The 17,312-nt window shown below is 71.5% G+C and carries 14 protein-coding genes; 8 read left to right on the top strand and 6 right to left on the bottom strand.

Features of this window, described 5'->3' with window-relative positions; genetic code table 11:
- Positions 1 to 91 precede the first annotated feature (91 nt).
- The 6 genes from ACIRRY_RS17515 to ACIRRY_RS17490 all read left to right on the top strand — a co-directional run bounded on the left by ACIRRY_RS17515 (position 92) and on the right by ACIRRY_RS17490 (position 8,486).
- Complete coding sequence (locus ACIRRY_RS17515; protein ID WP_403973189.1) at positions 92 to 2,086, top strand: Ig-like domain repeat protein; 1,995 nt, start codon at positions 92 to 94, stop codon at positions 2,084 to 2,086.
- Between the two features lie 111 nt (positions 2,087 to 2,197).
- The gene (locus ACIRRY_RS17510) at positions 2,198 to 3,115 is read left to right on the top strand and encodes a sortase (RefSeq protein WP_403973187.1); all 918 of its coding nucleotides are present in this window, start codon (positions 2,198 to 2,200) and stop codon (positions 3,113 to 3,115) included.
- Between the two features lie 16 nt (positions 3,116 to 3,131).
- Positions 3,132 to 3,956, top strand: a complete 825-nt coding sequence (locus ACIRRY_RS17505) for a phosphate ABC transporter ATP-binding protein (RefSeq protein ID WP_403973185.1) — start codon at positions 3,132 to 3,134, stop codon at positions 3,954 to 3,956.
- A gap of 116 nt (positions 3,957 to 4,072) precedes the next feature.
- Positions 4,073 to 5,173, top strand: coding sequence for an acyltransferase family protein (locus ACIRRY_RS17500; RefSeq protein WP_403973183.1), 1,101 nt, complete (start codon positions 4,073 to 4,075; stop codon positions 5,171 to 5,173).
- A gap of 189 nt (positions 5,174 to 5,362) precedes the next feature.
- Positions 5,363 to 6,268 carry a calcium-binding protein gene (locus ACIRRY_RS17495; protein ID WP_403973181.1) on the top strand — a complete coding sequence of 302 codons (906 nt, stop codon included), beginning with the start codon at positions 5,363 to 5,365 and terminating at the stop codon, positions 6,266 to 6,268.
- A 256-nt stretch (positions 6,269 to 6,524) separates the two neighbouring features.
- Entirely contained in the window at positions 6,525 to 8,486 is a 1,962-nt protein-coding gene (locus tag ACIRRY_RS17490) for a YncE family protein (RefSeq protein ID WP_403973178.1), read from the top strand.
- 110 nt (positions 8,487 to 8,596) lie between these two features.
- On the opposite strand, the gene ACIRRY_RS17485 is transcribed toward ACIRRY_RS17490, so the two are convergent.
- Positions 8,597 to 9,235: a TetR family transcriptional regulator gene (locus ACIRRY_RS17485; protein WP_403973176.1), complete on the bottom strand. Its 639-nt coding sequence runs from the start codon at positions 9,233 to 9,235 to the stop codon at positions 8,597 to 8,599.
- Between the two features lie 66 nt (positions 9,236 to 9,301).
- Between ACIRRY_RS17485 and ACIRRY_RS17480 the strand changes: the two genes are divergently transcribed.
- Positions 9,302 to 10,951, top strand: a complete 1,650-nt coding sequence (locus ACIRRY_RS17480) for an FAD-dependent oxidoreductase (protein WP_403973173.1) — start codon at positions 9,302 to 9,304, stop codon at positions 10,949 to 10,951.
- Between the two features lie 10 nt (positions 10,952 to 10,961).
- Entirely contained in the window at positions 10,962 to 11,333 is a 372-nt protein-coding gene (locus tag ACIRRY_RS17475) for a DUF6479 family protein (protein WP_403973170.1), read from the top strand.
- Positions 11,334 to 11,387: 54 nt separating this feature from the next.
- Here ACIRRY_RS17475 and ACIRRY_RS17470 read toward each other — a convergent pair whose 3' ends face one another.
- The 5 genes from ACIRRY_RS17470 to ACIRRY_RS17450 form a co-directional block, all read right to left on the bottom strand.
- Positions 11,388 to 12,500, bottom strand: coding sequence for a sensor histidine kinase (locus ACIRRY_RS17470; RefSeq protein WP_403973168.1), 1,113 nt, complete (start codon positions 12,498 to 12,500; stop codon positions 11,388 to 11,390).
- Entirely contained in the window at positions 12,493 to 13,200 is a 708-nt protein-coding gene (locus ACIRRY_RS17465; protein WP_403973630.1) for a response regulator transcription factor, read from the bottom strand. The genes ACIRRY_RS17470 and ACIRRY_RS17465 overlap by 8 nt, the downstream gene beginning before the upstream one ends.
- A gap of 542 nt (positions 13,201 to 13,742) precedes the next feature.
- Entirely contained in the window at positions 13,743 to 14,270 is a 528-nt protein-coding gene (locus ACIRRY_RS17460) for a hypothetical protein (protein ID WP_403973165.1), read from the bottom strand.
- Positions 14,271 to 14,479: 209 nt separating this feature from the next.
- Positions 14,480 to 15,775 (bottom strand): hypothetical protein, encoded by a 1,296-nt coding sequence (locus ACIRRY_RS17455; RefSeq protein WP_403973163.1) that lies wholly within the window; start codon positions 15,773 to 15,775, stop codon positions 14,480 to 14,482.
- Between the two features lie 179 nt (positions 15,776 to 15,954).
- Positions 15,955 to 17,307, bottom strand: a complete 1,353-nt coding sequence (locus tag ACIRRY_RS17450) for a dipeptidase (RefSeq protein ID WP_403973161.1) — start codon at positions 17,305 to 17,307, stop codon at positions 15,955 to 15,957.
- Positions 17,308 to 17,312: the final 5 nt, after the last annotated feature.

Here is a 17,312-nt window from a genome sequence, read left to right as displayed (position 1 = left end):
CTCCCCAAGAACCACCGTCCGCCCCGAAAGGCAGTCGGGGCGGACGGTTCGCACCACCCTCCCAGATCCATCCACCTTCTGGAGAACCGCAATGCGCAGAATGCGCCTCTCGGCGGCCATGGTCGCCGCCGCCGTGGTGTCCGGCACGCTGGCTCTGGCGAGCCCGGCGTCCGCCGACCCCACCCCCGCCGGAACCTTCCGCCAGCTCGTCGGCGTGGGTTCCGACACCACTCAGGACGTGGTCAACGCCCTCGCCGGCGACACCGTCAACGGCATCAGCTACTCCGCCACGGCCGTGAAGTCGTCGACCGGTGCGGGCATCGCCTCCTACGACGCGATCGAGCCCGGCACCGGCTCCACCGCGTCCACCATCACGACCCGTTCCGGCGGCCCGGCCTTCGCGCGCCCGAACGGCTCCGGCGCCGGCCGCACCGCCCTGAGCGAGGCGCTGACCGGCGAGAAGTACCTGAGCAGCACCGGTCCCGTCATCAAGGGCCAGGTCGACTTCGCCCGCTCCTCCGGCGGCCCGTCCGCCTCGGGCAGCACCCTCACCTACGTCCCGTTCGCGCGGGACGCGGTGGGTGTCGCGGTGCGCGGCTCGGGTCTGAACAACCTGACCGTGGCCCAGTTGCGCGACATCTACATCGGCCACCTCACCGAGATCAACGGCCAGACCCTGCACCCGAAGCTCCCGCAGACCGACTCCGGCACCCGCAAGTTCTTCCTGAACGCGATCGGCGTGGCCAACGGCGACCTCGCCGCGGGCATCCCGGTCGTCCAGGAGAACCAGGGCAACGCCGCCCTCACCGAGGACGGCGCGATCGTCCCGTTCTCGGTCGGCAGCTGGATCGCCCAGAACAACGGCATCTCCCCCGACTACACCAAGACGTCGGTGGCCGCGGGCGGCTACCTGGCCTCCGTCGTCCTGCCCGGCGACACCGGCGCGACCAGCCCGGTGACCACGGTCAACGGCAAGCTCACCCCGGTCGGCGGCTACTACGAGAACGCCACCTTCGGCCGCGACGTCTACAACGTCGTCCCGAGCCGCGCGATCGACCCGACCAGCGTCTTCTTCGACAAGAACCTCTACGACGTCTTCGTCACCAGCGGCACCCACGAGGCCGGCCTCGCCTCCGACAGCTCCGAGGCGGTCATCTCGTCCTTCGGCTTCCTGAACGAGTCGTACAACGGCTCGGTCAACCAGGCCAAGCACGCCAAGGTGGGCGGCCTGGAAGGCACCGGCATCGACAAGTCGCTGCCCGCCGCGCCGGTCCTGAAGAGCACCCTCGGCGACGCGAGCGTGAAGCTGACCTGGACCGCCCCGGCGGACCCGGCCCTCCCGGTCACCGACTACCGCGTCACGCTGACCGGTTCGGACGGCGCCGTCGTCGCCGTCAAGGACCTGGCGGCGAGCGCCCGGACGTACACCTTCAGCGGTCTGGCCAACGGCACGTACAGCGCCTCGGTCTCCGCCGCCAACCTCGTCGGCTCGGGTACGGCGGCCGGTTGGACCGGCGCGGTCAAGTACGCGAGCACCACCAAGGCGACCACCGCCACCACGGCGTACGGCGTGACCCCGAAGGTCGCGGTCACCGTCACCGGCACGCACGGCGTCGTCCCCAGCGGCAAGGTCACCGTGAAGGACGGCACGACGGTCGTCGGCACCGGCACGCTGAACAGCGCCGGCAAGGTCACCGTCAACGTGTCGAACCACCTCACGGTCGCCACGCACAGCCTGACCGTCTCCTACGCCGGTGCCGCCAAGCTCAACGCGTCCTCGGCGACCGTCTCCCTGAAGATCGCCAAGGCGACCCCGGCGATCACCAAGACCGCGCCCGCCTCGATCGCCCACACGGCCCGCGCGAAGGTCACCGTCAAGGTCACCGCGACCGGCACCACGCCGGCCGGCACCGTGCGGATCTACGAGGGCACCAAGCTCCTCGCGACCGGCACCCTGAGCGGCGGCAAGGTCACCGTCACCCTGCCGAAGCTCGCCAAGGGCAAGCACACCCTGCACGCCTACTTCGCGGGCTCGACGACGGTGAACGCCCGCAGCGGCGCCAACTTCGTCATCAAGTCCACCTGATCCACGGCCAGTTGACCGCTTGACCGATCGTGCGGCCGGGGAGACCTCAGAGTCTCCCCGGCGGCCCATGACAACGACAGCAGACGACGACAGCGAAGGAGGCGGGCCGCCGTGACCGTCGCCACCCCCATCAGGCTCGCGCCGGCCGCGCCGCGCACGCTCGTCCGGAGCGTGCGGAGCGTCACCGCCGTCCGCCACATCGCCCGCGGCGGGCTGCTCAGCCTCGCCGCCCTCCTGCTCGGCATCACCGCGCAACTGCTCGTGTTCAGCGGCGCCCAGGAACACTCCGCGCAGCACGCCTCGTTCGACGAGTTGCGCGGCCGACTCGCCCTGGGCACCGCCCCGGTGTCCCAGACCGACCAGCAGGGAAAGCTCCTCGCGCCCGGCACCCCGGTCGCCCTGATCGCCGTCCCGTCCCTGGGTCTGAGCCAGGTCGTCCTGGAGGGCACCGACTCCACCGTCCTGACCGACGGTCCCGGGCACCGCCGTGACACCCCGCTGCCCGGCCAGTCCGGCACCAGCGTGCTGATGGGCCGGGCGGCGGCCTACGGCGGCCCGTTCGGGCGGCTGGCCGAACTCCGCGAGGGGGTCACGTTCACCGTGACCACCGGTCAGGGCAAGGCGACCTACCAGGTCACCGACGTCCGCCGGGCCGGTGATCCGGCGCCCGCCGCGCTCGCCGCCGGCGCGGGCCGGCTGGTCCTGGTCTCGGCGACCGGCCCGCACTTCATGCCGTCCGGCGTGCTCCGTGTCGACGCCGACCTGATCTCGAAGGCCTTCCAGACCCCGGCGGCGGTGATCCGCTCGGGCACCCTGCCGGACTCCGAAGAACCCCTCGCCCGTCCCGACGGGGTGCCGTGGCCCCTGGTGATGTGGCTCCAGGCGCTGCTGCTGACCGCCGTTGCCGCCGTATGGGCCTGGCATCGCTGGGGCCGTCATCAGACCTGGATCGTCTTCGCCCCGCTCGTCGCGGTCCTGGGTCTCCAGGTCGCCACGCGCACCACCGAACTGCTGCCGAACCTGCTGTGAACCGAGGTAACCAGACATGACCGTGACCGACACCGCCGTCCTGCCCTCCGTCGATCCGACGGCCGCCCCCGCGACCCTCGAAGCCCGCGCCGTCTCGGCCTGGTTCGGCACCCACCAGGTGCTCGGACAGGTGTCGCTGACCATGCCCGCGGGCCAGGTCAGCGCGCTCATCGGCCCGTCCGGCTGCGGCAAGTCGACGTTCCTGCGCACCCTCAACCGGATGCACGAGCTGATCCCGTCGGCGGCCTTCGGCGGCGAGGTGCTCTTCGAGGGCGAGGACATCTACGACGCCTCCTGGCGGCTGACGGACGCCCGCCGCCGTATCGGCATGGTCTTCCAGAAGCCGAACCCGTTCCCCGCGATGTCGATCTACGACAACGTGGTGGCCGGACTGCGCCTCACGGGCACGCGGGTGAACCGTCGTGAGAAGGACGGGCTGGTCGAGGAGTCGCTGACCCGGGCGGGTCTGTGGAAGGAGGTCCGCGACCGGCTGCGGCAGCCCGGCGGCGCGCTCTCCGGCGGCCAGCAGCAGCGCCTGTGCATCGCCCGCGCGCTCGCCGTACGCCCCCGGGTACTGCTCATGGACGAGCCGTGCTCGGCGCTCGACCCGACCTCCACCCGCCGGGTCGAGGAGACCATCCACGAACTGGCCGGACAGGTCACCGTGGTGATCGTCACCCACAACATGCAGCAGGCCGCCCGCGTCTCCCAGCGGTGCGCGTTCTTCCTCGCCGAACAGGGCACCCCCGGCGGGATCGTGGAGGCCGGCGCCACCGACGACGTCTTCGGCTCCCCCAAGGACGAGCGGACGGCGGACTACGTGGCGGGCCGCTTCGGCTGAGCGACACATGCGATACATGCGACACGTGCGACACGTGCGACACGTGTGTCGTGCACGTCACCCGCGTCACACGGACGAGGGAGTTTGGATCGCCGGGAAGCGGTGAGGCGAGCGGGATGCGCGCTTCCCCCACCGCCTCCGCCGAGACCCCCGTACGACCGTCGGCCGCCGTCGGCGGCGCGGCGGAGCCCGCCCCCGTTAAGCAGCGCGACCCGTTCTTCGACAACGCCAAATACCTGGCGATCGTCCTCGTGGCGATCGGCCACTCCTGGGAGCCGCTGCGCTCCGGCAGCCGGAGCGTCACCGCGCTGTACACGCTCGTCTACGCCGTGCACATGCCGGCGTTCATCGTGATCTCCGGGTACTTCTCGCGGAGTTTCCGTGCCACCCCGTCGCAGATCAGACGGCTGCTGGGCGGGGTCGTCGTGCCGTACGTCGTGTTCGAGACGGCGTACACGCTCTACACGCGCTGGACCGACCACCAACCCGACCGCGCCATCAGCCTGTTGGACCCGCTGTATCTGACATGGTTCCTGGCGGCGCTGTTCGTCTGGCGGCTGACCACGCCGGTCTGGACGCACGTACGCCACCCGCTGCCGCTCGCCCTGGTCATCGCGATGCTCGCGACCCTCTCCCCGTCCATCGGCAACGACCTCGATCTGCAACGGGTGTTGCAGTTCCTCCCGTACTTCGTGCTCGGTCTGTGTCTGCGGCCGGAACACTTCCGGCTCGTACAGCGGTCCGGGGTAAGGCAGTTGGCGCTGCCGGTGTTCGTGGTCACGCTCGCGGCGGCCCACTGGGCCGTCCCGCGCCTCGACTACGCCTGGCTCTTCCACAACGCGAGCGCGGAGCAACTCGGCGCGCCCGACTGGGAAGGGCCGCTGATGACGCTGGCCCTGTTCGCCTGCTCGACGCTCCTGGTCGGCTGCTTCCTCGCCCTGGTGCCGCGCCGCCGTACCTGGTTCACCGCCCTGGGCGCGGGCACGCTCTACGGCTATCTCCTGCACGGCTTCCTCGCACAGGGCGCCAAGTCCTGGGGCTGGTACGGCCCTTCGTGGGTCCACGGTCCCCTCGGCGAGATCACGGTGACCGTGGTCGCCGCCGCCGTCGTGACCGCGCTGTGCACCGCGCCGGTGCGCCGGGTCTTCCGCTGCGTGACGGAACCGGAACTGCGGTGGGCGTTCCGCCGCGACGCGGGTGAACTCGCCCGGCCCTAGCGATGGTTGTGGTGGATCGGCGGACCACTTCGTGAACTCGCGCTGAACCGCGGCTGACACTTCGCGGGGACAAGGCACCCGTGCGAAAGGGCGCACAACCAAGGGGCCGGAGGGACGGTCAGACGCTTTGCCGGAATCAGAAATTCCTCAGTTTCCGTCAACTCCCTTACGTTCCACGGAGGTTGTGCGATGTCCGCTCGTTCTTCCCGTCGCCGCGCGCTGCGTTCCGCCTCGGCGCTGACGCTCGCCCTCACCGCCGCGCTGGCCGCGCCGCTGTTCCTCGCCGGGACGGCGAGCGCTGCCGCGGCGCCGGCCACCGCCGCGCTCGCCAACGGTGACCACGAGATCCTCTACACGGCCGCCGCGGGCCAGGCCAACAAGGCGGTCGTCACCGCGACCCATGTGACCGGCAGCGACACCATCACGTACGTCATCGACGACGTGGTCACCATCAAGCCGGGCGCCGGCTGCGCGTACCCCACGGCCGCCGACCACACCAAGGTGTCCTGCACGGTCACCATCCTGGACAGCCAGGACCCGTACCCCGGCGTGGAGTTGATGCTCGGCGACGGCAACGACACCCTCAGCTACCACAACAGGACCAACCAGGCGTACTACTTCGCCTCGATCGACCTGGGCGCCGGCAACGACCAGTCCACCGACGACGGCAGCGTGGACGGCAACTACGTCTCCGGCGGCACCGGCAACGACAGCCTCACCCTCGGCAAGTACTCCGTGGGCTGGGGTGACAACGGCAACGACACCCTGCGCGGCGGCGCGGGCACCATCGCCCAGGGCGGCAACGGCAACGACACGATCACCACCACCGGCAGCGCGGCCGACGGTGGCGCGGGCAACGACGTCATCACCGCCGGCGCGGACAACCAGAGCCTGACCGGCGGCGCCGGCAACGACAGGATCTCCGGCGGCGCCGGGAACGACTTCATCTACGGCGGCACGGGCAACGACGTCCTCTACGGCAACGCCGGCGCCGACACCATCTACGGCAACTCCGGCAACGACACCCTGTGGGGCGGCGCGGGCACGGACGTCCTGTCCGGCGGCCCCGGCCGGAACGTCGTCCACCAGAACTGACGCACGGCAAAGCCCGCGCGGCCCGCATGGCCCACCTGGCCTGCGGGGCCCGCCGGGAGGTGCCGCACCCTCCCGGCGGGCCCGTGTGCGCGATAACCCCTTTCCCTCCTGTCACAGCCATGTCATACGCTGCTCTCAGCAGCCGCGCCCCGCGCGTCACCGCGTCTCTCATCCGCGGTCACGTCCGGGTGTTGCGCGGCGCTCTCAACTCCCGGTCCCCGGACCGGTTTTCCTTGTGGGGGGAACAGCAGTGCGGATGCGCAGCATCTCGACCGCGACAGCGCTCGCGGTACTTTTCGGCTCGGCGGCGCTCAGCGTCGTGGCGACGGGTACGGCCTCGGCGGCGACCGCCAGCGTGACCTCGCCCGGCGGCCTGGTCGCGGACGAGGCCCTCAAGCGGGTGTTCGTCGGTGACACCTCGGCCGGAACCGTCGCGGCCACCGACTACTCGGGCAACGTCCTCGCCTCGGTGGGCGGCATCGGCTCGGTCACCGGCCTGACCGTCTCCGACGACGGGGCCACGGTGTACGCGGCGGTGCAGAACACCCACGAGATCGTGGCGATCGACGCGGCCACCCTCGCCGTCAAGACCCGCTACGCGATCCCGACCGACACCGGCCCGCGCCACATCGCCTTCAGCGGCGGCAAGGTGTGGTTCACCTACGGCGACCAGTGGGACGGCGACCTCGGTTCCGTGGACCCGGCGGTGGACCCGGCGGTGGACCCGGCGAGCGGCACCGACCCGGTGACGATGGCGCAGTTCCCGAACTCGGGCACCTCCGTCGACATCTGGGGCGAGGCCCTCCTGGACACCGACCCGCTGCGGCCCGGCGTACTGGCCATCGGCGAGACAGGCCTGTCCACCGACTCCATGGCCGTGCTCGACGTGTCGAGCGGCACGCCCGTGCTCACCGCCTGGCACCACGGCGACTACACCCTGAACAACGGCATCGGCGACATCGACCTCGTCGCGGGCTCCGACCAGGTGCTGGTCAACGGCCAGTCCCTGGACGCCTACGCGGACGGCAAGTTCACCCAGTCCGGCACTCTCCCGGCGTCCCAGCAGGCCGACATCTCCCGGGTCGGATTCGTCGCCCAGGTCGACGGCAACAAGATCACCACGTACCGGCCGAGAGCGACGAAGCCGATCCGCTCGTACACCGTCGGTTCCTACGGCACCGCCGATCTGACCTGGTCCCCCGACTCCTCCCGCATCTTCGCCCTGGTCGGGACGTCCACCGGCAAGTACAGCCTCAAGGTGCTGACCGACCCCGACAAGAACGTCCCGACCCTCACGGTCAACGCGCCCTCCTCGGCCGCCCGCGCCAAGAAGCTCACCGTCACCGGCAAGCTCTCGTCGACGGTCGCGCTGCCCGCCGGCGCGAAGCTCCAGGTCACCCGTACCGACGTGGAGTCCACGAAGGGCAAGGCGCTGCCCGCCGTCGCGGTGAAGGCGGACGGCACCTACTCCTTCACGGACACCCCGCCGGCCGGCGGCACCGTCACGTACAAGGTGAGCTACGCGGGCGACTCCGGGCACGCGGCGGTCAGCGCCTCCGACAAGGTCGCCGTCTCCCGCGCGGCCACGTCCCTGAGCCTGAACAACAACGGCAAGCTGTACGCGTACGGCGCCGACGTGAAGTTCACCGCGCACCTCGGCAAGACGTACAAGAACCGCACGGTCGCGATCTACGCGGACCCCTTCGGCGCCGACAAGCCGAAGAAGCTGATCAAGACCGGCAAGGTCAACTCCAGCGGCAACATCTCGGTCACCGTGGACATGACCCGTGACACCGCCGTCAGCGCGGTCTTCGCGGGCGACGGGCGCTACGCGTCCAAGACGGTGAAGGTCACGTCGTACGCCAAGGTCAAGGTCTCCACCGCGATCAGCAAGCACTACAAGACGGCGAAGATCGGCTCGACGTCGTACTACTGGTTCCACAAGAACTCGGCGCCGGTCGTCACCACGACGATGACCTACTACAAGGACCGCCAGGAGCGGCTCGACCTTCAGGTCTACTACCAGGGCACGTGGTACGACTCCGACTCGGAGTACTTCGGCCTGGGCACGAACGGCAAGGTCGCCGTGAACCTCGGCGCCCCCGGCGAGTCCGGCATCAAGGCCCGCATCCGGGCCGCGTACATCAACGGTTCGTCGGGCGACAGCGTCAACTCGACGACGTACACCGGCTGGAAGTACCTGTACTTCTCCAACTAGCCCCCGTTTCCCCAGGCATTGGGGTGCACCGGGTGCAGGGGTGCAACGCAGCCCCGTCGCGACGGCCATCGGTCGTCGGGCGGGGCTGTTCGCATGTCCACCCCCGCCGCTCAGCCCGCGTCCAGCCCCCTCATGAGCTGCCCGTACGCCCCCTTCGCGGCCGTGACCGCGTCGCCGTACGCCTCGTCGGCGGTGCGGCCGGAGGTGATCGTCCGCCAGTTCTCCTGGCCCAACTCCTGCTGTACGGCGATCAGATGGGCCGCGGCCAGACGTCTCACGATCGGCGGGTTGCTGCCGCCGGAGACGGCCGGCAGGGCGTCCGCGAGCGCGTCGATGTCCTGGCCGGTGTACCGCAGCCTCATGCCGATGTGGAGGCTGGGCGTGCGATAGACGAGGTCCTGGAAGGACAGCACCTGGGGTTGGTCGTTCAGGCCGGTGATCGGGTCGCGGGCGGCGAGACCGGCCAGGAAGTGATCGCGCAGCGCCACGGTCGGGGTCAGGCCGGCCGGGCGCTCCCGCACCACCCGGGCCGCTTCGCCCAGGTGGTCGGCGAAGCGGTGCAGGACCAGGTCCTCCTTGGTCGGGAAGTACCGGAACAGCGTGGCCTTGGAGACCTCGGCCGCCGCCGCGACCTCGACGACGGACACCTCGTCGAAGCCCTTCTCGCGGAACAGGCGCAGGGCTTCCTGTGCGATGAGGTTCCGCGTGCGTTCCTTCTTGCGCTCGCGCAGACCGGCGGGTTCGTCCATACCGGCCACTTTACCAGGCAGATGGAACCCGGGATCAGGTGAGACCGGGAATCTTCTGATACCCGGTTGCATTTTCTCTTCGTCCGGTGTTCCCTGGACACAGCGCGACACAACGACGACGAGAGGACCGCCATGAGCGACGACGACGTCCTGATCGTGGGCGCCGGGCCGACCGGCCTCACCCTGGCCATCGAGCTGGCCCGGCGCGGTGCGGGGGTGCGGATCGTGGACGCGGCACCGGTCCCGCACCAGCACTCGCACGCCAAGGGGGTACAGGCCCGCACGGTGGAGGTGCTGGAGGACGTCGGGGTCGCCGAGCGGGTGCTCGACGTCGGGCTGACGCATCTGCCCTTCCGCAAGTACTTCGACGGGGTGCACGTGTCGGACACCGACCCGTTCGCGGACGTCGCCCCGACACCGGACGCGCCCTACGACAGCGGGGTCCTCCTGGGCCAGTGGCAGCTGGAGGAGATCCTGCGCGAGAGGCTCGCCGAGTTCGGGATCGGCGTCGAACTCGGCACGGAGGTGGCCGGGTTCGAGCAGGACGCGGACGGCGTGACCGCGACCCTGGCGGACGGCGGCCGCATCGGAGCCGCCTATCTGGCGGGGTGCGACGGCGGGCGCAGCGGCATCCGCAGGGCGTTGGGGGTGCGGTTCGACGGTACGACGGACGAGGCGCAGGCGATGGTCTGCGGGGACGTCGAGGCCGAGGGCGTCCCGCGCGATGTCTGGCACCAGTGGTTCACCTCGGAGGGCGGCGGTGTCCTGCTGTGCCCGCTCCCCGGCACCGACCGCTTCCAGTTCCAGGCGGGCCCCGAACTCGACGAGCGGGGGCGGCAGACACCCCCGTCCCTGGAGAGCTTCCAGCGCATCTTCGACCGGTACGCACGCATGCCCGGCGTGCGGCTGGCCAACCCGACCTGGCTCTCCACCTGGCGGTCCAATGTCCGCATGGTCGACCGGATGCGCGTCGGCCGCGTCTTCCTGGTCGGGGACTCCGCCCACGTCCACCCGATCGCCGGCGGCCTCGGCATGAACACCGGCATCCAGGACGCCTACAACCTGGGCTGGAAACTCGCCCTCGTGACGACGGGCGGGGCGGGACCGGCCCTGCTGGACACCTACGAGGAGGAGCGCCTCCCGGTCGCCGCCTGGACCCTCGACGTGACGAACGAGGCCCTGCACCGGGCGATCGAGGCGGTCAGGGAACCCGGCACGGGCATCGAGTCCGCGGCCCCGCCGCCGATGGGCACGGGGTATCGCTGGAGCTCCCTGGCCGCCGCGGCGAGGACCGGCGACGCCACCGGATCCCCCGTGGACTCCTCCACCGGCACCCCCGTCGGTGACCCCGCAGTCCTGCGCCCGGGCGACCGCGCCCCCGACGCCCCCTGCCTCGACGCCTCCGGCCGCCCGGTCCGGCTCTTCCAGGTCTACGCGGACCCCCGCTTCACCCTGCTCGGCTTCGGCCCGGAAGTCGCGGACGCGGTGGGCAAGTTGGGGGCGGAGTACGCGGGGCTGGTGCAGGCGTTCGCGGTGGACGCCGGGGACACGGAGGACCTGAGGGACCACGAGGGGCACGCGCGGCGGGCGTACGGCGTCACCGACCCGGCACTCGTCCTGGTCCGCCCCGACAACCACGTCGCGCTGCTGACCCGGGACCCGGCAGACGTGGCGAACTATCTAACCCGTATCGGCACATTCACCCCGAAAGAGTGATACTCGGACTATGAGCACGGCAACGTACGAACTACTGGCCGCGTCGCACAACACCCTCGACGTGAGCGCAGCCTTTCTCGGTGGCCTGGTGATCGCAGGCGCGCTGGTCTGGGCCATCCATTTCGGCATGAAGGTCCGGGACCAGGAACTTCCACGGCCGCTCCCCGAGGAGCAGCCCCACCTCCCCGTCGGCGGCGCGGTCCACGAGATGCGCGAGATGCGGGAACCCGACGAGATGCCCCTCGCCACGGAGGAGAAGGAGCGGCTGATGCCGTACCAGCTCCACCACTCCGGGAGCAGAACGGGAAAGGACCAGAACCGGCTGCGCTGGCTGCCGGGACGGAGCGGTTCGTTCGGGGGCGGCGGCATAGGCCACGTGTGACCTCCCCCTGCGGGTCTCAGAGTGGACGCCCCTGAGGGTCTCAGGGTGGACCGCTCACGCCTCCGCGGCGGGCAGCGTCACCTCGAAGCGGCAGCCGCCCGACACATTCCGTACGGCGGCCCGCCCCTGGTGCGCCTCGACGATGCCGCGCACGATCGCGAGCCCCAGTCCGGCTCCGGCCGGCGGGGTCCGCGCGTGCGTGCCGCGCCAGCCGGTGTCGAAGACACGGGGCAGATCGTCTTCCGGGATGCCACCGCAGCCGTCGGTCACGGACAGGACGACACCGTCGGCGGTGCGCTCGGCGGCGATGGCGACGGTGCCGTCGGCGGGCGTCCGGCGAATCGCGTTGACCAGGAGGTTCCCCAGCACCCGGCTCATCTCCTTGCCGTCCACCTCGACCGGTACCGGTGCGATCCGGTCGCCGACCAGCCGTACGCCGTGCTCGCGCGCGAGCGGGTCCGCGCCGGCGAGGGCGTCGCCGATCAGGTCGTAGAGGGACATGCGGGAGCGGGTGAGGGCGAGGGAGCCGGCGTGGATACGGGAGAGTTCGAAGAGGTCGCCGACCATGTCGTTGAGGCGTTCCACCTCGGTGCGGATCTGCCGGAGGTAGCGCTCGGGTTCGGCGGCGACCCCGTCCTCCAGGGCCTCGGACATCGCGCGCAGGCCGGCCAGCGGGGTGCGCAGATCGTGCGAGATCCAGGCGACGAGTTCACGCCGTGACGACTCCAACGCCCGTTCGCGGTCGCGGGATTCGGCGAGCCTGGCGCTGGTGGCGGCCAACTCGCGGCTGACGTCGGCGAGTTCGGCGGTGGCGGGGCGGGCCGGGGCGGAGTAGTCGCCGCCGTCACCGAAGTCGCGTGCGGCGAGGGCGAGTTCGCGGCTGCGGGCGACGACCCAGCGGCCGAGCAGCAGGGCGGTGAGCAGGGAGACGACGGCGGCCATCGCGACCACCGTCGTGACCACGGACAGATCGTGCCGGGACAGGAACATCGCCTGGGCCACGGCCAGCGTGCCGGCGAGCATCGCGGTCACGGCGACGACGGCGACCACGGACACGGACGCGGTGAGGGACCGCCGACGCAGCAGCCACAGGGCGCCGGCACCGAGCACACCGGCGGCAGCGGCGCCGAGAAAGGCGAACAGGGCGATGAGGAGGGCGTCACGCATGGTCGGTTCCCCCGGTACCGGTGGTGGCTTCGGTGCCGGCGGGCTCGAAGCGGTACCCGATGCCCCACACCGTCTGGATGAACCGGGGCCGCCCCGGATCGTCCTCGACCTTGCCGCGCAGCCGCCGTACATGCACGGTGACGGTCGAGAGGTCGCCGAAGTCCCAGCCCCACACCTCGCGCATCAGGTCCTCCCGGCCGTACACCCGCCCCGGGTGCCGGAGGAAGAAGGCGAGGAGGTCGAACTCGCGGTGGGTGAGGGCGAGTTCGGCACCGTCCTTGGTGGCCCGGCGGGCGGCGGGGTCCACGGCCAGCCCACCGGCGCTCAGCGGTACGGCGGACCCGACCGGCGACCGGGAGCGGCGCAGCACGGACTCCACCCGCAGCACCAACTCCCGCGGGCTGAACGGCTTGGTGACGTAGTCGTCGGCCCCGACCTCCAGCCCCAGGATCCGGTCGTCCTCGTCGCCCCGGGCCGTCAGCATGATCACCGGCACGGGCCCCCGCTCCCGCATCCGCCGGCACACCTCCAGCCCGTCCATCCCCGGCAGCATCAGATCGAGCACCACCAGATCGGGCCAGTGCGCATCGGCCCGCGCAAGCGCCTCGGGCCCGTCGGCGGCCCGCTCCACGAGATACCCGGCCCGGTCGAGATACCCGGAGACGACTTCGGCGACGGTCGGATCGTCGTCGACGACCAGGACACGGGTGGCTCCGCCGGTTCCCCGGGACTCACGTGACTCCTGGGTCTCCCGGGACCCACGGGGCTCACCGGACTCACGAGGCCCACGGGGATCGCCGGGCTCACGGAACTGACGGAACTGACGGGACTCACCGGGCTCACGAGCCTGACGAGGTTCACCGGATTCCACGACCCGCACGGTCGTCGCCCCGGAAGCTCCGATCGCTCCGGCCGTCGCGGACACTCCGATCGTCGAGGTCGTCACGGCCTTCCCGGTTGCGCCGGTCGCTCTAGTCCCTCCGGTGATCGCGTTCGCCCCGGACGACGCGACCCGCCCGGTCGCCCCGGACACCCCGGTCCTCGCGGCCTTCCCAGTGGCCCCGGGCTTCCCGGTCACCCCGGCCTTCCCGGTCGCCCCGGCCCGCGCGGTCCTCTCGTACGGCTGCTGCATGTCGTCAGCCTCGCACCACATGCCTGGTCGATGCCGCCCCGGACCGGGTTCGGGCGCCGGACGTCCGTATTTCGTAAGAACCCCGGCGCCCGTGTCGGCGTACCGCTGCCCTACTGCTGTGCTCCGGACCGCTCCGGGGTGTAGACCGCCAGCGCCCAGATCACGAACACGTCGACCGCGATCATGAGGACCGACCAGATGGGGGCGTACGGGAGGAACATGAACTGGAGGATGGCGCTGAGGCTCGCGAGGACGATGCCGCAGACCCGGGCCCAGCTCATGCCGCTGAGGATGCCCCAGCCGGTGATCATGCCGACCGCGCCGAGGCAGATCAGGATGACGCCCCAGCCGGTGAGGTTGATGCTGTAGATGTAGTCGCCGACGCGGGTGTACACGTCGTCCTTGGCTATCGCGGAGATGCCCTGAAGGACGGCGATGACGCCGTTCATCAGCATCAGGACACCGGCGAAGACCGCGCCGCCCGCGGCGAGACCACCGCCGGACGGGGGCGCGCCGTAGCCCCGGGTGCCGGGGGCCCGGCCGGGCCGCCCGCCGGCATCGCTCCAGGCCGAGTGCTTCTCCTCGCCGCCGGCGGACGGCGACTGCGGCTGCTGCGTCGAGTGCGGCTGCTGGGTCATGGCCGTACCCCACCTCTCTGTGGTGTGTGGTGCTTCGACCATCCGACCGGGCCACGCCCTCCACCAGGGGGGTTACGCCGTCCGGGTGATACCGGGCGCGGCTTCCGGAGGGGCTCCCGGCCCCGAATCCGGCCCCGGCGCGGCTTGCGACCGCCAGGCTCGCCCCACCTTGCTCGACCCACCTTCGCCCCCGGCCCGGCCCCGCCCCCTTACTCCGACCCCAGTCCCGGCCTCACTCCCTTCCCCTCCCCCGGCTCCACCCCCGTCTCCGCCGCCAGGAACTCCACCACCGCCAGCCCGAACAGCAACGCAAGGCCCAGCCCGACCACCACCCACCCCGTCGGATACGACCACAGGAGATACGCCAGCAGCGCCCCGCCCACCAGTACCCAGCTGATCCACCCCCGGTACCGGCGTACGAACGGTCCGACCGGCCCCGTGCGCAACCCCGCCCCGTCCGCCGTGGTCCGTACCGCGCCGATGCCGGACGTCCACAGCCGTCGTACGAGACGGGCCCGGCGGCCCGGGCCCGTGAGCCAGGCGGCCAGGGCGATCACCACGCCCAGGGCCACGACCATCCGTACGGTCGTGTGCAGGAAACGGGTCAGCGCGTCGTACACCGCGCCGGCCGCCGCCGGTGACACCCCCGCCGGGAGGGCGTCCAGGTAGGCGGCGCGGAAGATGCGTAGCGCGATGCCCAGGAGAGCCGTCGCGGCGGCCACTCCCAGCGCGCCCGTCACCAGCGCGCGCCGTCTGCGGCCCGCCAGCAGGACGCCCGCCGCGACCAGGATCACCGCCACCAAAGGCAGCCAGGTACCGGCGAGTTGGAGGAGTCGGAAGTACGTCTTGTACGTGTCGAGGTCGTCGCTCTTGAGCAGGGTGATCGAGGTGTGGAGCTCGGGGATCTTCCCGGCGACCGTCATCCCGTCGTCGACCAGCCGCCCCTTCACCTGGTCCACCACCGGGCCCACGTCGAGCGTCACCGCGCCGTCGTCGAGCCGTACCGCGCCGCCCCCGCTGCCGGTCAGGGCTTTGTTCATCGTGCTGTGGACCCGACGGTTGGCGTCCTTCCAGATCCCGGCGAAGGCGTCCGACGCGGCGACCGCCTGCGCCTTGTCGTGGACGAAGGCACGGACCGCGTCCTCCAGCGAACCGCCCAGCGCCCCCAACGCCTTTTCCAGCAGCGGGCGTTGGGCGGGTGCCACCCCGGACAGCAGGTCGGTGAGGTCGAGGTGGTCCATCACCGCCGACGTCACCCGGTTCGCCACGGCGTGCTGGATGTCCGGGTGGGAGGCGAGCGGCGCCACCGTCGCCACATAGCGGTCGGTGTCCCCCACCGTGTCCGCCGTCCACGCGGCCACCACCCCCAAGGGCACGAGCAGGCACCCTACGACCACCAGCACGGCGGCGACCAGCGAACGCACCCGGTGCCGCGGCCCCCGCCCAGCAGACGCCTCCGCCTCCAGCTCGGCGACCCTGGCCCGCAAATGGTCGAGTTCCGTCACCCCTGCCTCCTCCGCGCCGCCTGTGACTGCCAGCGCATCCCGGATGCCCCGGGCCCGCGACCAGTGCCGCGCCGTTCGGGTGACGCGGGCGCGGGGGATCTACCGCACGGCCCACCCGCCCGGCCCGCCCGACAGCCCCCGTCCCGGCTCCCGTCCCGTGAACTCCCCTGCCGTGTCCGTCAGTTGGCCCGCACCTTCGCGAACTCCCGTAGAAACAGCGCCTCTACGTGCGCCATGTGCTCGATCTCCGACGGGTCGACGCTCTCGTTCGGGGCGTGGATGAGACAGCGGGGTTCCTCGACGCCCATGAGGATGATCTCGGCGCGGGGGTAGGTCTCGGCGAGGACGTTGCAGAGGGGGATGGAGCCGCCCTGGCCGAGGAAGGCGAGGGGTTTGCCGTAGACCTGCTGCATCGCGGTACCGAGGGCGGTGTACGCCGGCCCGTCGGTGGCCGCGCGGAACGGCGACCCGGTGCCCTCCGTCTCGACCGACACCTTCGCACCCCAAGGGGCCGCGCCCACCAGGTGTTTGGTGAGCGCCTCGCGGGCGGCGCCGGGATCCGTGCCGGGCGGGACGCGCAGGCTGACGCGGGCCCGGGCGGTCGCCGGTACGGCAGCCGCCGAGCCGACCACCGGCGGGCAGTCGATGCCGAGGACGGTGACGGCGGGCCGGGACCAGAGGCGGTCGGCGACGGTCCCGGTGCCGGTCAGCCGTACGCCGTCCAGCACGCCCGCGTCCGTACGGAACTGCTGCTCGTCGTAGCCCACTCCCTCCCAAGTCCCCTCGCAGTCCAGGCCGTTGACGACCGTGGCGCCGGTCTCCGGATCGCGGAGCGAGGACAGGATCTGGATCAGGGCGGCGAGGGCGTCCGGGGCGGGGCCGCCGAACATGCCCGAATGGACCTCACCCGCAAGGGTGTTGACGGTGACGACGACGTTCGCGAGGCCGCGCAGGGTCGTGGTCGCCGTGCCGACGCCGACCGCCGCGTTGCCCGTGTCGCAGATCAGCAGCGCGTCCGCGAGGAACTTCTCGGGGTGCTGGGCGACGTACTGTTCGAGCCCGCCCGTGCCCTGCTCCTCCGAGCCCTCCGCGACGAACTTCAGCCCGACCGGGAGGTCTTCGCCGAGCGCGCGCAGGGCGGTGAGGTGCATGACGATGTTGCCCTTGCAGTCGGCGGTGCCGCGTCCGTACCAGCGGCCGTCGCGCTCGGTGAGCGTGAAGGGCGGGGTGGTCCAGGCCTTGTCGTCGAGCGGGGGCTGGACGTCGTAGTGGCAGTAGAGGAGGACGGTCGGCGCGCCGGGCGGCGGCGGGCGGTGGCCGATCACGGCGTGGCTGCCGTCCGGGGTCTCGGCGAGGTGCACGTCCCGCAGACCCGCTCCGGTGAACGCGTCGGCGACCCACCGGGCGGCCTTCTGGCACTCCTCGGGCGGGTACTGACGGGGGTCGGCGACGGACGGGATGGCGACGAGTTCGGTCAGGTCGGTCTTCGCGCGGGGCATCGACTCGGCGATGCGGGACGCTAGTTCAGCCATGGTCG

It is taken from the genome of Streptomyces sp. NPDC101776 (assembly GCF_044766845.1).
Lineage (GTDB): Bacteria > Actinomycetota > Actinomycetes > Streptomycetales > Streptomycetaceae > Streptomyces.
This window is presented reverse-complemented; position numbering and strand designations above follow the sequence as displayed.